Origin of the sequence: Vibrio nereis NBRC 15637 (genome assembly GCF_001591105.1) — a bacterium.
Taxonomy (GTDB): Bacteria; Pseudomonadota; Gammaproteobacteria; order Enterobacterales; family Vibrionaceae; genus Vibrio; species Vibrio nereis.
The window spans coordinates 193,757-207,864 of record NZ_BCUD01000008.1 but is presented as its reverse complement, the minus strand read 5'-3'; the positions used below and the strand labels follow the sequence as shown (position 1 = coordinate 207,864).

At 44.6% G+C, this 14,108-nt stretch carries 14 protein-coding genes; 8 read left to right on the top strand and 6 right to left on the bottom strand.

The genetic code is table 11. The annotated features are described in order from the left end of the window. Nucleotides 1-1,252 (top strand): cysteine--tRNA ligase (gene cysS, locus VNE01S_RS11150; protein WP_061781644.1); only part of this gene is annotated, 1,252 nt, incomplete at its 5' end. 71 nt (nucleotides 1,253-1,323) lie between these two features. Next, nucleotides 1,324-1,902 (top strand): thymidine kinase, encoded by a 579-nt coding sequence (locus VNE01S_RS11145; protein ID WP_053393780.1) that lies wholly within the window; start codon nucleotides 1,324-1,326, stop codon nucleotides 1,900-1,902. Between the two features lie 66 nt (nucleotides 1,903-1,968). On the opposite strand, the gene infA is transcribed toward VNE01S_RS11145, so the two are convergent. The 3 genes from infA to aat all read right to left on the bottom strand — a co-directional run bounded on the left by infA (nucleotide 1,969) and on the right by aat (nucleotide 3,685). Further along, entirely contained in the window at nucleotides 1,969-2,187 is a 219-nt protein-coding gene (infA, locus tag VNE01S_RS11140; protein WP_001040192.1) for a translation initiation factor IF-1, read from the bottom strand. A gap of 81 nt (nucleotides 2,188-2,268) precedes the next feature. After that, the gene (locus VNE01S_RS11135; protein ID WP_053393781.1) at nucleotides 2,269-2,967 is read right to left on the bottom strand and encodes an arginyltransferase; all 699 of its coding nucleotides are present in this window, start codon (nucleotides 2,965-2,967) and stop codon (nucleotides 2,269-2,271) included. Beyond that, a complete protein-coding gene (gene aat / locus VNE01S_RS11130; protein ID WP_053393782.1) occupies nucleotides 2,957-3,685 on the bottom strand; it encodes a leucyl/phenylalanyl-tRNA--protein transferase in 729 nt (242 codons plus the stop codon). The genes VNE01S_RS11135 and aat overlap by 11 nt, the downstream gene beginning before the upstream one ends. Nucleotides 3,686-3,702: 17 nt before the next feature. Between aat and VNE01S_RS11125 the strand changes: the two genes are divergently transcribed. Both VNE01S_RS11125 and aroA read left to right on the top strand, forming a co-directional pair. Continuing rightward, nucleotides 3,703-4,158: an outer membrane lipoprotein gene (locus VNE01S_RS11125; RefSeq protein WP_053393783.1), complete on the top strand. Its 456-nt coding sequence runs from the start codon at nucleotides 3,703-3,705 to the stop codon at nucleotides 4,156-4,158. 159 nt (nucleotides 4,159-4,317) lie between these two features. After that, on the top strand, nucleotides 4,318-5,598 hold the full coding sequence (gene aroA, locus VNE01S_RS11120) for a 3-phosphoshikimate 1-carboxyvinyltransferase (RefSeq protein WP_053393784.1): 1,281 nt from the start codon (nucleotides 4,318-4,320) through the stop codon (nucleotides 5,596-5,598). Between the two features lie 43 nt (nucleotides 5,599-5,641). On the opposite strand, the gene VNE01S_RS11115 is transcribed toward aroA, so the two are convergent. Next, entirely contained in the window at nucleotides 5,642-5,890 is a 249-nt protein-coding gene (locus tag VNE01S_RS11115; protein ID WP_053393785.1) for a YciN family protein, read from the bottom strand. A gap of 366 nt (nucleotides 5,891-6,256) precedes the next feature. Here VNE01S_RS11115 and topA point away from each other — a divergent pair, with 366 nt between their 5' ends. From topA to VNE01S_RS11095, 4 genes are all read left to right on the top strand, one after another. After that, nucleotides 6,257-8,890, top strand: a complete 2,634-nt coding sequence (gene topA, locus VNE01S_RS11110) for a type I DNA topoisomerase (RefSeq protein ID WP_053393786.1) — start codon at nucleotides 6,257-6,259, stop codon at nucleotides 8,888-8,890. Nucleotides 8,891-9,333: 443 nt separating this feature from the next. Then, on the top strand, nucleotides 9,334-10,551 hold the full coding sequence (glgC, locus tag VNE01S_RS11105) for a glucose-1-phosphate adenylyltransferase (RefSeq protein ID WP_053393787.1): 1,218 nt from the start codon (nucleotides 9,334-9,336) through the stop codon (nucleotides 10,549-10,551). Further along, on the top strand, nucleotides 10,541-12,004 hold the full coding sequence (gene glgA, locus VNE01S_RS11100; RefSeq protein WP_053393788.1) for a glycogen synthase GlgA: 1,464 nt from the start codon (nucleotides 10,541-10,543) through the stop codon (nucleotides 12,002-12,004). Before glgC ends, glgA begins: the two co-directional genes overlap by 11 nt. Nucleotides 12,005-12,153: 149 nt before the next feature. Further along, the gene (locus tag VNE01S_RS11095) at nucleotides 12,154-12,957 is read left to right on the top strand and encodes an alpha/beta fold hydrolase (protein ID WP_053393789.1); all 804 of its coding nucleotides are present in this window, start codon (nucleotides 12,154-12,156) and stop codon (nucleotides 12,955-12,957) included. On the opposite strand, the gene VNE01S_RS11090 is transcribed toward VNE01S_RS11095, so the two are convergent. Further along, nucleotides 12,954-13,259, bottom strand: a complete 306-nt coding sequence (locus VNE01S_RS11090; RefSeq protein WP_053393790.1) for a putative signal transducing protein — start codon at nucleotides 13,257-13,259, stop codon at nucleotides 12,954-12,956. The genes VNE01S_RS11095 and VNE01S_RS11090 overlap by 4 nt on opposite strands. After that, a complete protein-coding gene (locus tag VNE01S_RS11085; protein ID WP_053393791.1) occupies nucleotides 13,259-13,948 on the bottom strand; it encodes a TVP38/TMEM64 family protein in 690 nt (229 codons plus the stop codon). The genes VNE01S_RS11090 and VNE01S_RS11085 overlap by 1 nt, the downstream gene beginning before the upstream one ends. Between the last annotated feature and the right edge of the window lie 160 nt (nucleotides 13,949-14,108).

Here is a 14,108-nt window from a genome sequence, read left to right as displayed (position 1 = left end):
TGTATCGTTTGATGTCGTGGCTCGCTACCTTCGTTACCTTGGTTACGATCTAACATTTGTTCGCAACATTACAGATATTGATGACAAGATCATCAAGCGAGCCAATGAAAATGGCGAGAGCTGTGATTCGTTAACAGAGCGTTTAATCGGCGAAATGTACGCTGACTTTGATGCGCTGAACATGAAGCGTCCGGACGTGGAACCTCGTGCAACACAGTACATTGATGAAATCATTGCCTTGGTAGAAAAACTGATCGAACGCGGTTTTGCTTACGTTGCCGAAAACGGCGATGTAATGTTTGAAGTAGGTAAGTACGATGAGTACGGCAAGCTGTCGAAACAAGACCTTGACCAACTTCAAGCTGGTGCACGTGTTGATGTGGAAAGCGCAAAACGCAGCCCGTTAGATTTTGTTCTTTGGAAAATGTCTAAGCCAGGCGAACCAACATGGGAATCACCATGGGGCGCAGGTCGCCCGGGTTGGCACATCGAATGTTCAGCAATGAACTCGTCAATTCTTGGCAACCATTTCGACATCCACGGCGGCGGTTCTGACCTACAGTTCCCACATCACGAAAACGAAATTGCACAATCATGCTGTGCACACGGTACTCAGTACGTCAATACGTGGATGCACAGTGGCATGGTGATGGTCGACAAAGAGAAGATGTCTAAATCGCTTGGCAACTTCTTCACTATTCGTGACGTCCTACAGCACTATGACGCAGAAACAGTGCGCTACTTCCTAATGTCTGGTCATTACCGTAGCCAGCTAAACTACAGTGAAGACAACCTAAACCAAGCGCGTGCATCACTGGAGCGTTTGTACACCTCTCTGCGTGGTCTTGACCTGACGGCTCAGCCAGCAGGTGGTGAAGCGTATGTCACTCGCTTTGCAGAAGCGATGAACGATGACTTTAATACACCGGAAGCATACTCTGTTCTGTTTGATATGGCGCGTGAAATTAACCGCCTGAAGACAGAAGATGTAGCCGCTGCAAGTGCATTGGGTGCGTTAATGCGTGAATTGGCTGACGTTATCGGTATTCTTCACCAAGATCCTGAAGCCTTTTTGAAAGGCGACGCGGGCAATGATGATGAAGTCGCGGAGATTGAAGCACTTATCAAACTTCGTAATGACAGCCGCGCAGCAAAAGATTGGGCGAATGCTGATATGGCACGTGACAAGCTGACAGAAATGGGGATCGTCTTGGAGGATGGCCCCGAAGGGACGACCTGGCGTCGTAAATAATTGATTCTTTTATAAAGGGCTGTAAATTCAGCCCTTTTCTTTTCTATCTTGGCTTGTATAGGTACTAATTAGTGGCTCAGATGTACTTCTATTACTCGGCTATGAATGCGGGTAAATCCACCACTCTTCTTCAATCTTCTTTTAACTACCAAGAGCGCGGAATGACGCCTGTCATTTTCACCGCTGCACTTGATGATCGTTTTGGTGTCGGCAAAGTGAGCTCTCGAATTGGTTTACAATCAGAAGCGCATTTATTCACAAGCGATACTGACCTTCACCTAGAGATCGCGGCTCTCAATGAAGTAGAGAAACGTCACTGTATATTAGTCGACGAATGCCAGTTCTTGTCGAAAGAGCAGGTGTATCAGCTCACAGAAGTCGTGGATAAGCTTGATATTCCCGTACTTTGCTACGGTTTGCGTACCGATTTCTTGGGGGAGTTATTTGAGGGCAGCAAGTACTTACTTTCCTGGGCAGATAAGCTTGTTGAACTAAAAACAATTTGTCACTGTGGCAGAAAAGCTAATATGGTCATCAGAACAGATGAGCATGGTAATGCGATTGCAGAAGGTGACCAAGTTGCGATTGGTGGAAACGAAAGGTATGTTTCAGTTTGCCGTCAGCACTATAAAGAAGCGCGCGGAAAATAATAGAAACAGCAGTTACAAAAAACGGAGCGTGAAGCTCCGTTTTTTGTTGCGTTCGATAATCAGAGATTAACGAGCACGGAAGACGATGCGACCTTTAGATAGATCGTATGGAGTCATCTCTACAGTTACTTTGTCACCAGTAAGAATACGGATGTAGTTCTTACGCATTTTACCAGAGATGTGAGCTGTAACTACGTGACCGTTTTCTAGCTCAACACGGAACATTGTGTTTGGAAGAGTATCAAGGACAGTGCCTTGCATCTCAATTACGTCTTCTTTAGCCATTTAATCCTCTTTTAAAAAATGGGCAATTTTAATCGCCGTATAATGCCGATTAAAATGAATTTAGTAAAGTTGGGGCGTATTCTACCCTTGCCAACGCTGATTTACTAGCCTTTGATGGCGTTGAAAGCGGACTTTGTAGTTCATCGCTGGACATTCATCGATTTGATAACCCAGATAAAGCCACTTTTTACCTTCATTTCGACAATATTCCAGTTGGAACAGAACGGCTAATGTACCCAAAGAAAGCTCGTAATCTGGGTCATAAAATGTATAAAAAGCACTCGCACTGTGGGTTAGAACATCCGTAACTGCGATGGCAATTAACTTGTCATTTTCGTAAATATGCAAATATTGGGTGTTAAGCCAGTCGCATTGAGCGAACTTAGCGAACTCATCTTGCTTAGGAGGATACATCGTTCCCCCTCGGTGTCGAGCCTCTATGTAGCGAGAGTATAGTTCAAACCAGCCTTCATCCATGTGGGGTTTTAATGTCCACTCATAGTGGCGGGTTTTGTTACGTAAGCGTTTTTGGCTTTTGGAAAGCACAAAATCTGGAATGGAGACTCTTAACGCTTCACAGGCACTGCATGAATCGCAATGTGGTTTATAAATCGTACTTCCACTGCGGCGAAATCCATTCGCCAGCAGCAGTTCATAGTTTTCCGCTGATTGCATTGAGGGATCTAACGCGACGGCCACTCTCTCTTGCTTATCTTTTAAGTAACTGCAAGGGTGATTATCCGTCAGTCCAATGCGTATATGTTGCAAATCAGAGCTCATGTATATCCTCTAACGGTGATGCTAACCATTGTTCATTAAAGCAATTTTCTTCAACGGACCGTTCTCTAAAGGATAGCAGCCTTTTGGTAAATTCTTCACGCTCAAGCTCTTTCGCCCCGAGAGATTTCAAGTGTGGATTCATTACCTGACAGTCAATGAGCTTGCCATTGTGCTTACGGAAGTGATGGCAAAAATACCAAAGTGCAATTTTTGACGCGTTACTTTTTAGGCTAAACATCGATTCGCCGCAAAATAGCTGCCCGATGGAGAGGCCATATAGACCGCCAATTAATTCGTTGTCTTTCCAGACTTCAACGGAATGGCAATAACCCTTTTCGCTCAGGCGTTTATAGGCATTACGCATATCTTCATTAAGCCAAGTTTCTTCCTCACTTCTGACTTCTGCGCAATGATCTATTACCGAGCGGGTTGCTTTATTTATACTTACTCTATAGGCGTGTTTTTTTTGAAACTTCTTTAGGCTTTTAGCTGGTTTGAATTTGACTGGGTTGAAAACAGCACGAGGGGTCGGACTCCACCAAAGAATAGGTTCGCCGGGTCCATACCATGGGAAAATACCATTGTGATATGCCAGTATTAGCCTTTTGGAAGACAAATCCCCACCAAACGCAAGTAACCCATTTGGGTCGTTTAGTGCCTCGAAAGGTGACGGAAACCATAGTTCGTCGGGGTCTAACTCTGTTAAGTAAATCGCCATAAAGTGAGGACAAAGGTATGAGAAAGTGGGTATTGATGATATTGATTTTTCCATTATTTGCCAATGCAGCGTATGAAAGAAACACGGCTCGGCCGGTGAATAAAGTTGTGTTTGGCCAAATTGAGACAGTGCGTTACATCACTGAGCAAGAGATCGTTAAAGCGCAAGCTAATGGCTGGGAAACCTTGTTAGGAGCAGTGGTCGGTGGCGTAATAGGGCATCAATTTGGCAGTGGGCGAGGTAAAGAAGTCGCCACAGCTGTCGGGGCAGTTGCAGGGGCAAGCATCGCCAGAAATAAAGCTAGCCAGGAATACCATGTTGAATATCGGTTGGTTGAGCTGTTAATTAGAACCGACAGCGATCAGTTAATTGATGTCATACAGGATATTGACAACAATATGCTGTTTAGCCGAGGGGATAGAGTCCGTATTCTCTATTTTAACGATGGTGTCAGAGTGGACATTGAATATTAAAGCGCAGTTGTTAGCACATCACTCTGAAAGAGTTAAATACCCAGATTTTATGCCGCTTTGGCTCTAGTCTTACACCAAAATTTTAGATAGTCTGCAAGTACGAAGAATTTTGACATCGCCCAGTGGGTAAGGCTGGGCGAGCAAGGACTAGCAATTTTAATGGAAAGCCTTACGTTACAACCTATCAACAAAGTATCTGGTGAAGTGAATTTACCAGGCTCAAAAAGTGTGTCTAATCGAGCTCTGCTTTTGGCCGCTTTGGCTAAAGGAACGACTCGCCTTACGAACCTTCTCGACAGTGACGATATTCGTCATATGCTTAACGCCTTAACTCAATTGGGTGTCAGTTATCAACTCTCTGAAGATAAAACCGTTTGTGAAGTTGAAGGTCTAGGTAAACCGTTTGCTGCACCTGAAGCGTTAGAATTGTTTTTGGGGAATGCGGGTACAGCGATGCGCCCATTAGCGGCGGCACTATGTTTAGGTAGTGGTGAATACGTGTTGACGGGTGAACCGCGAATGAAAGAGCGCCCGATTGGTCATTTGGTTGATGCGCTTCGTCAGGCGGGAGCGGATATTCAGTACTTGGAAAACGAGAACTTTCCACCGCTAAAAATTAAAGGCACAGGGTTAACCGGTGGCACGGTCGAAATTGATGGCTCTATCTCTAGCCAATTCTTAACGGCGTTTCTAATGTCAGCGCCGTTAGCACAAGATGATGTCACGATTAAGATTGTGGGCGATCTCGTGTCGAAACCATATATCGATATCACCTTACACATTATGGCGCAATTTGGTGTTGAAGTTGAAAACCGTGATTACCAAGAGTTTATTATTCGCAGCGGCCAGTCATACATTGCACCAGGTGACTTTTTGGTTGAAGGTGATGCATCGTCGGCGTCTTACTTCCTTGCGGCCGCAGCGATTAAAGGCGGTGAGATTAAGGTCACTGGCATTGGCAAAAACAGTATTCAAGGTGACATTCAATTTGCCGATGCGCTAGAGAAAATGGGCGCTGAAATCGAATGGGGTGACGATTACGTTATCTCAAGAGTTGGTGAGCTGGAAGCTGTTGATATGGACTTTAACCATATTCCTGATGCGGCTATGACCATCGCGACAACGGCACTGTTTGCGAAAGGTACAACTGCGATTCGTAACGTGTACAACTGGCGAGTGAAAGAAACCGACCGCTTAACCGCAATGGCGACTGAACTTCGTAAGGTGGGTGCAGCAGTGGAAGAGGGCGAAGATTACATCGTGGTTACACCACCTGCACAACTGAAACATGCCGCGATTGATACCTACGACGATCACCGCATGGCCATGTGTTTTTCGTTAGTGGCACTTAGCGATACCCCAGTAACCATCAATGACCCGAAATGTACCTCCAAAACATTCCCAGATTACTTTGACAAATTACAATCGTTGAGTTGTTAATATCAAGAGCCAGAGCATCGACTCTGGCTCTTTGTTTTGGTGGTTATTTTTCTAGCGTAAACTCTTTAGATAAGCGGTGCGCCAAGTATTTAAACATATTGAAAACAGCGGTTGTATCCGTAGTTGGCAGGCCGTTTTGATCAAGGAAATAGTTGCCTTTAAATACCAACACATCCTCTTTTTCTTCAACGCTATCAGCGCGCATCCCTTCGATGTAGTCATCATGCTCTTGAATCATGTGGTTGGCGATCAACAGCAGTTCGAATTGGGAAATGACTTTCTTTTCACTCATGGTTGTTCTCTTCGGCTTGTTGCCTCTATATAAAAAGAGGGAATGTGGGAATTGTAGGAAGTTAAGCTGCGATTTCAAATGTACTAGATCAATGAATCTCAGCACCTTGGTCAGATTTGCTCGATTGGTTTTGTGACAAGCGGCATAAAATATCGTTAATGATTGGCAGAAGTGAATCTGTGACGTTTAGTATGTGGCACTTCCAAACCTGTCGACTTTCGTCGATTTGTCGAGCAGTCAAAGTTAATTTTGAAAAAAGATATTGATCTTCTAGTATTCTCGCTCAATAGTAAAAAAAGAACCGAATTATTAAGTATGTTGTGCGATAAATAAATCGCAGTCATTAATAGGACACTTGAGTCAAATATGGGTAAGTCACTGGTTATTGTGGAGTCGCCAGCCAAAGCGAAAACCATCAATAAGTATTTAGGTAAAGACTTTGTTGTAAAGTCCAGTGTAGGTCACGTTCGTGATCTGCCAACTGCTGGCCAAAGTACTGGTCAAAAAGCAGCAGCGGTATCAACCAAAGGCTTAAGTGCTGAAGAAAAAGCACGTATCAAAAAAGAAAAAGATCGCAAATCACTGATCAAGAAAATGGGCATTGACCCATACCATGGTTGGGAGGCGAACTATCAAATTCTTCCTGGCAAAGAAAAAGTTGTCGCAGAACTTCAGAAGCTAGCCAAAGACGCTGATTGCGTTTATCTAGCAACCGATTTGGACCGCGAGGGAGAGGCCATCGCTTGGCACCTTCGTGAGATCATCGGTGGCGATGAAGAGCGATACAAACGTGTAGTATTTAACGAGATTACAAAAAACGCGATTCAGCAAGCTTTCCAGAGCCCTGGTGAGCTAAGTATGGATGGCGTTAATGCACAACAAGCACGTCGTTTCATGGACCGTGTTGTTGGCTTTATGGTTTCTCCGCTGCTTTGGAAAAAAGTGGCACGTGGCTTGTCTGCTGGTCGAGTACAGTCTGTTGCAGTGAAGTTACTGGTTGAGCGTGAGCGTGAAATCAAAGCATTTGTTCCAGAAGAGTTCTGGGATATCCACGCTGACACTAAAACGGCAGATAAAACCGATTTCCGTCTGCAAGTGGCTCAAAAAGACGGTGTTGCATTTAAACCCGTTAATGAAGCAGAAACCAAATCTGCACTTGCAGTGCTAGAAAATGCAGCTTACGAAGTCTGTAAACGCGAAGACCGCCCGACATCTAGCAAACCCTCTGCACCGTTTATTACGTCGACACTGCAGCAAGCGGCAAGCACGCGTCTTGGCTATGGTGTAAAGAAAACCATGATGTTGGCGCAGCGCTTGTATGAAGCGGGTTACATTACCTATATGCGTACAGACTCGACCAACTTGAGCGCGGAAGCTGTTGAAACCGTTCGCGAATTTATTGGTAGTGAATTTGGCGATGCTTACTTGCCTGCAAAAGCGAATGTGTACGGCAGCAAAGAAGGTGCACAAGAAGCGCACGAAGCGATCCGTCCTTCTGATGTGGCAGTGAAAGCTGATGACCTAAAAGGTATGGAAGCGGACGCACACAAGCTTTACTCGCTGATTTGGAACCAGTTTGTTGCGTGTCAAATGACACCAGCAAAATATGACTCAACAACAGTGAGCGTGAAAGCGGCAGAATACACGCTGAAAGCGAAAGGTCGTATCCTCAAGTTTGATGGTTGGACTCGTGTTCAACGTCCACTAGGTAAGAACGAAGATCAAATTCTACCAGCGGTACAAATTGGCGATAAGATTGAGTTAATTAAACTCGAACCTAAGCAGCATTTCACGAAGCCGCCAGCTCGCTTTACAGAAGCAGCATTGGTTAAAGAGCTAGAAAAACGTGGTATCGGCCGCCCTTCAACGTACGCTTCGATCATCTCTACAATCCAAGATCGCGGCTATGTTAAAGTCGAGCAACGTCGCTTCTATGCTGAGAAGATGGGCGAAATCGTGACAGATCGCTTAGATGATAGCTTCCACGAGTTAATGAACTACGAGTTTACTTCTCGCATGGAGGAGAAGCTGGACCAAATCGCCGAAGGCGAAGCGAACTGGAAAGGTGTTCTGGATAACTTCTTCGAAGATTTCACCGGCGACTTGGAAAAAGCAGAGCAAGACGAAGACCATGGTGGTATGAAGCCGAACCATATCGTCTACACAGACATTGAATGTCCAACCTGTTCTCGTCCGATGGGGATTCGTACGGCGTCTACCGGCGTGTTCTTAGGCTGTTCTGGCTACGCGCTACCTCCAAAAGAGCGTTGTAAAACCACCATTAACCTTGGTGATGAAGAAGGCATTATCAACGTTCTGGAAGAAGACGTTGAAACCGCAGCACTTCGCGCTAAGAAGCGTTGTCCTATTTGTGAAACCGCGATGGATGCTTATCTGATTGACGATAAGCGCAAACTTCATGTTTGTGGTAACAACCCGAACTGTGAAGGCTACGTAGTCGAATTCGGTGAATACAAAGTAAAAGGCTATGATGGCCCAGTTGTTGAGTGTGACAAATGTGGTAGCGACATGGTGCTTAAGAACGGTCGCTTTGGTAAGTATATGGACTGTACGAGTGAAACATGTAAAAACACTCGTAAAATCTTGAAGAACGGTGAAGTCGCGCCGCCAAAAGAAGATCCTGTGCATCTGCCAGAGCTTCCTTGTGAAAACTCAGATGCGTATTTTGTATTGCGTGACGGTGCATCAGGCTTATTCTTAGCGGCAAGTACTTTCCCTAAATCACGCGAAACTCGTGCGCCACTAGTTGCGGAGTTAGTTAGGTTTAAAGATCGTATTTCACCGAAGTTTCAGTACCTGGCAGAAGCGCCAGAGAAAGATCCGGATGGCCTTCCTATGGTGGTGCGCTTTAGCCGTAAAACGAAAGAGAACTATGTTCGTTCTGAAGTTGATGGCAAGCCTACAGGGTATACCGCACTATATGTGGACGGTAAGTGGGAAATAACCGATAAGCGTAAAAAACCAGCTAAGAAGTCATAACTGACAGAATGAAGAAAGCAGCCAGAAGGCTGCTTTTTTTTGCTCGGAGTTCAGCGATGCTGTTTGTATTTTTTATTTTTGAAAACTTATTAACCAACTGAATAGTATGGGAATTTCATTTCATCAGGAGTATGAGATGAATATCACTGCATTGTGCAGTTTGTGTTAAGTATTTGTGTTTCAGTTCCATGATAGTGTGAGCTAAAGCAGGCCAATAAAAAGTAATTTTTGTGAGGTTATTAGTTACGCATAATTCAAATTGTAATCTTTCTGAAATACGATAACTTATACTTAATCCTTTGCTTGCATAGTGCGGTATAAGGTGAGTTGCAACAGCTTGTTGCTTGAGTTATCCGCTCTAATTTTTGGGTAACTACACGGATATTAGATAAGCCCCCCAATAAAAATATGCTTATCAAAAAATATAATATGGAGAGAATTACATGGCTGGTGTTTTAGGAATGATCCTTGCTGGTGGAGAAGGCTCACGTCTACGTCCATTGACGGAGTCACGCAGTAAACCCTCGGTACCGTTTGGCGGAAGCTATCGGCTGATAGACTTTGCGTTGAATAACTTTGTTAACGCAGATTTGATGCGCATTTATGTGCTCACTCAGTTTAAGTCGCAGTCGCTGTTCCATCACCTTAAAAAAGGCTGGAATATCAACGGTATAACGGATCGTTTTATTGACCCAATCCCTGCACAAATGAGAACGGGTAAGCGTTGGTATGAAGGGACGGCAGATGCCATCTATCAGAACTTACGTTTTATGGAGTTGGCTGAACCGGACCACGTTTGTATCTTTGGCTCGGATCATATCTATAAGATGGATATCAAACAAATGTTGAGATTCCATAAAGATAAAGAAGCATCGCTGACCGTCTCTGCACTAAGAATGCCCCTGGCTGAGGCGTCTCAATTTGGTGTGATCGAAGTGGACTCTGAAGGCCGAATGATTGGTTTTGAAGAAAAACCATCGAACCCGAAATCCATTCCAGGCGATCCAGAATACGCATTGGTTTCTATGGGGAACTATGTTTTTGAAGCGCAAACATTGTTCTCAGAACTGATTGAAGATGCTGAGAACCCAGACTCCTCCCATGACTTTGGTAAAGATATCATCCCGAAAATGTTCCCGAGAGGTGACGTTTACGTCTATGACTTTAGTACCAATAAAATCCCTGGCGAAAAAGACGAAGTTTACTGGCGCGATGTCGGTACGATAGATGCCTACTGGGAAGCGCATATGGACCTACTGGCAAAAGACTCCTCATTCTCTCTATATAACCGTAAATGGCCACTACACACTTACTATCCGCCTTTGCCACCTGCAACGTTTACAGATTCAGTGAATGGTCGCGTACAGATCATAGATAGTTTGGTTTGTAATGGAAGTTATGTGCGCGGCTCACGTATCGAAAAATCAGTGCTCGGTTTTAGGAGTAATATTGCTTCAGCATGTGATATTAGCGAGTGCATTCTTTTAGGTGACGTCAAAGTCGGTGAAGGATGTGTTTTACGCCGTGTAATCATCGACAAAGACTCAGACATCGCACCAGGTACGCAAATAGGTGTTAACTTGACGGAAGATAAGAAGCACTTCCACGTATCTGAAAATGGTATTGTTGTTATTCCAAAAGGAGCACGTGTTGGCTACTAAGAATTTATCCATTCTCTTTGTAGCATCAGAAGTTGAAGGGTTGATCAAAAGTGGTGGCTTGGCCGATGTTGCCAAGGCACTGCCCGAGGCACTACTTGAACTTGAGCATGATGTTCGAATTACGCTTCCGGCTTACCAAAAAATAGCAGGTATTGAATCGGCGCCCATTGTGCTTGAAACCAAACTCTCACACTGGCCTCATACAGAATACAAAGTTCGAGAGCTGAGAGTAGCGGGTGTTCTCGTTTATGCCATCGATTGTCCCGGATACTTCAACCGCCCTGAAATGTATGCGGAAAGCAATCAGGCTTATGATGACAATGGTGAGCGCTTTGCGTTTTTTAGCGCTGCTTGCTTGGACATGCTGCCGAAGCTGAACTTTCAGCCGGAAATTGTTCATGCGAATGATTGGCATACAGGCTTAGTTCCATTCTTACTGACGCACCGCTATGCAAATGAAGACTTCTATTCTGGCATGAAGAGCGTGCTATCTGTGCATAATTCCGTGTTTAAAGGCGTGTTTAGCTATGACGAGTTGCAATGTGTCCCTGAGTTTCATGGGCGGTATGCACCGGATGCTGCAGTCAGTCTAACGCACATCTCCATGCTCAAAGCAGGGGTGCTGAATGCGGATAAAATTAATGCGGTAAGTCCTACGTACGCAGAAGAGCTAAAAACGGAGCTAGGCAGCCATGGCATGGCCGCTGAGTTCCAGGCTCGTGCTGACGACCTTGTCGGCATTCTGAATGGTTGTGACTATTCATCTTGGAACCCTGAAACCGATGCACTGATCCCTGCTAATTATTGTGCAGATAAAGAGAGCATGGTGAATGGCAAGGCGGGATGTAAGCGCAGTTTACAAGAGCGAGCCGGATTGGAAAGAAAAGATGTCGCTATGTACGGCATGGTATGTCGGTTGACTAACCAGAAAGGTGTTCACTACTTGCTACCTATTCTTTCTCAATTCCTCAAGTTCGACCTGCAACTGGTGATTGTCGGAACGGGTGAGCCTGCACTCGCGGCGAAACTGAGAGAGGTGGAGTCGCAACACAGTGATAAGTTCAAGTTCATTGAAGCTTATGACAACGGTTTAGCGCACTTGGTAGAGGCAGGATCAGACATCTTCCTTATGCCTTCGGAGTTTGAGCCGTGCGGGTTAAATCAGATCTACAGCATGGCTTATGGAACACTACCGATTGTACGCGGTGTGGGTGGTCTGAAAGACAGCGTCAATGATTACGATGAAAACCCAGAGCAGGCGACAGGTTTTGTTTTCATGCAACCTGAACCGCAGGATTTGCTTTTAACCTTACAGCGTTCGTTACTGCTTTACGCTCAGCAACCGGATGAGTTTAGGCGTGTACAGCTTCAAGCAATGGGGCAAAATTTTTGTTGGAACAAAGCCGCCAATGAGTATGTTGCTTTGTACCAGCAAGCGTTAGAACATCATTAAAAAAATAGAGTAAAGGCGTCAATCGACGCCTTTTTTCTTTTTGAGACAGGATAGAGAGCAAGAAATGGTATAAGCTGAATTTCAAGGCCGTCACTTTGTGGTAGTCTTCTTGTCTTCCATTTTGTCAGTAATACCATCAAACCAACGATATGAGTTCTACACTGCTTTTTCACAAAACTTATGTACATCCTACCAGCAAAGAGTGGGTCGTTTTTGTGCATGGTGCGGGGGGAAGTTCATCGATTTGGTTTAAGCAGATCAAAGCCTATAAAGCACACTTTAATTTGCTTTTATTGGATCTACGCGGACATGGTAAATCTAATCAACTGCTTAAAGAGCTCATTTCCAATCGCTATACCTTTAAAGAAGTGACACAAGATATTTTAAAAGTCTTAGATCACCTCAAAATTTCTTCTGCACATTTCGTGGGTATGTCATTGGGGACAATAATCGTACGAAACATCGCTGAATTAGCCTCTGATCGTGTTAAGTCTATGGTGCTGGGAGGCGCTGTAACACGCTTTAACATGCGTTCACAGTTTCTGGTACGTGTGGGTAACCTATGCAAACACATAGTGCCTTACATGTGGTTGTACAGTTTATTTGCTTATATTGTTATGCCGCAACGCGCTCAAAGAGAGTCTCGCCACCTTTTTATTCGTGAAGCCAAGAAATTATGCCAAAACGAATTTAAACGCTGGTATATCCTGACAACCGAAGTCAACCCGCTAATGCGTTACTTTAAAGATCGAGAATTACCGATTCCCACACTCTATCTAATGGGTGAGCGTGATTACATGTTTATCAAGCCCGTGAAAGAAATGGTTGCTGTACATAGCCGTAGCAAGCTTTTAGAGATACCAAACTGTGGCCATGTCTGTAACGTAGAGCGAGCGGATGAATTCAATCAACACTCCATCGATTTTATCAAACAGCAAATTACATCCGCTTAGTGAGAAGCTGAGCCGCATTGCCAACAAACAGCAAACTGAGGTTCATTTATTTCTCCGCACTTATGGCATGTCCACGGGTGTCCCTGAATAGGGGAATAGAACTGCTGAATCACTTCGTTCGCCGCGTTCTCTTTATCATGGTCCAATAGCCAGACATAGGGGGCACTATTCTCACCAAAAGGTACTTCACCCTGAAGCCCAAAAATGCCTTCTCCACGAACTTCGCATCGAATTCCATGAGACTTAAGCAGCTCGCAGATAATATGAGCCTCAGGTGGATTATTGGCAGTGAATACGTTCATTAAGAGTGGCCATTGTCAGGTTGTGGTGATCTAAGCTTAGACATTAACCACTTCACAATGATAGGAAACAGGCCCAGTAGCGCAAACGAAGCTAATACAGAAGGGGAAACAATGCCCGATAGCGTCTCGATTTGTGCCAATTGTGTCCCTGCGTTTAAATAGACGGCGGTGCCTGGCAACATTCCTAATTGACTGACGAAATAGTAACGGCTGACAGAGATTGGCGTCAGGCCCATCAAAAGGTTAATCAAGAAGAATGGAAACACCGGAATAAGGCGCAATGAGAAAAGATAGAACGCACCGTCGCGTTCAACGCCTTGGTTGATCGCTTGAAGCTTTTCGCCAAACTTAGTTTGTACCCACTCCTTCAGCAAGAAACGGCTACTTAAAAAAGCCAGCGTTGCGCCTATTGTGCTGGCGAATGAAACCAACAGTAAACTTGTCCAGAAACCAAATAGAGCCGCACCCAACAGAGTTACGACAGCTGCCCCCGGTATTGAGAATGCAGTGATGGCGATATAAGTGATGAAGTAGATCAGTGCTGCCAGGGCGAAATTAGCGTGAATATAATCATCCAGAGCGATTTGTTGAGCTTTGGCATTTTCCAATGTGAAATATTGGCCAAAATTGATCGCTAAAAAGATGATGAGACCAGCCAAAAATAAGCCCAGAATCAATTTTTTATTCATTGCCGCTTCCTATGTCAAAGAGTGCATTCAGCTTAATGTGGGGAAACCATCATAAGAATAACGCTCCCACTTTGTATACCGGATAAGAACGTCTTAGGAAGCAAAAAATTTCCCTAAAATAGAAAAAGTCAGCACGAGGCTGACTTTTTCAGAACTTTTT

What these genes read in the sequence shown, in the direction of transcription:
- infA (WP_001040192.1), bottom strand. Translation starts at nt 2,187, where the DNA reads ATGGCTAAAGAAGACGTAATTGAGATGCAAGGCACTGTCCTTGATACT.
- VNE01S_RS11135 (WP_053393781.1), bottom strand. Translation starts at nt 2,967, where the DNA reads ATGAGCTCTGATTTGCAACATATACGCATTGGACTGACGGATAATCAC.
- aat (WP_053393782.1), bottom strand. Translation starts at nt 3,685, where the DNA reads ATGGCGATTTACTTAACAGAGTTAGACCCCGACGAACTATGGTTTCCG.
- VNE01S_RS11125 (WP_053393783.1), top strand. Translation starts at nt 3,703, where the DNA reads ATGAGAAAGTGGGTATTGATGATATTGATTTTTCCATTATTTGCCAAT.
- aroA (WP_053393784.1), top strand. Translation starts at nt 4,318, where the DNA reads ATGGAAAGCCTTACGTTACAACCTATCAACAAAGTATCTGGTGAAGTG.
- VNE01S_RS11115 (WP_053393785.1), bottom strand. Translation starts at nt 5,890, where the DNA reads ATGAGTGAAAAGAAAGTCATTTCCCAATTCGAACTGCTGTTGATCGCC.
- topA (WP_053393786.1), top strand. Translation starts at nt 6,257, where the DNA reads ATGGGTAAGTCACTGGTTATTGTGGAGTCGCCAGCCAAAGCGAAAACC.
- glgC (WP_053393787.1), top strand. Translation starts at nt 9,334, where the DNA reads ATGGCTGGTGTTTTAGGAATGATCCTTGCTGGTGGAGAAGGCTCACGT.
- VNE01S_RS11095 (WP_053393789.1), top strand. Translation starts at nt 12,154, where the DNA reads ATGAGTTCTACACTGCTTTTTCACAAAACTTATGTACATCCTACCAGC.
- VNE01S_RS11090 (WP_053393790.1), bottom strand. Translation starts at nt 13,259, where the DNA reads ATGAACGTATTCACTGCCAATAATCCACCTGAGGCTCATATTATCTGC.
- VNE01S_RS11085 (WP_053393791.1), bottom strand. Translation starts at nt 13,948, where the DNA reads ATGAATAAAAAATTGATTCTGGGCTTATTTTTGGCTGGTCTCATCATC.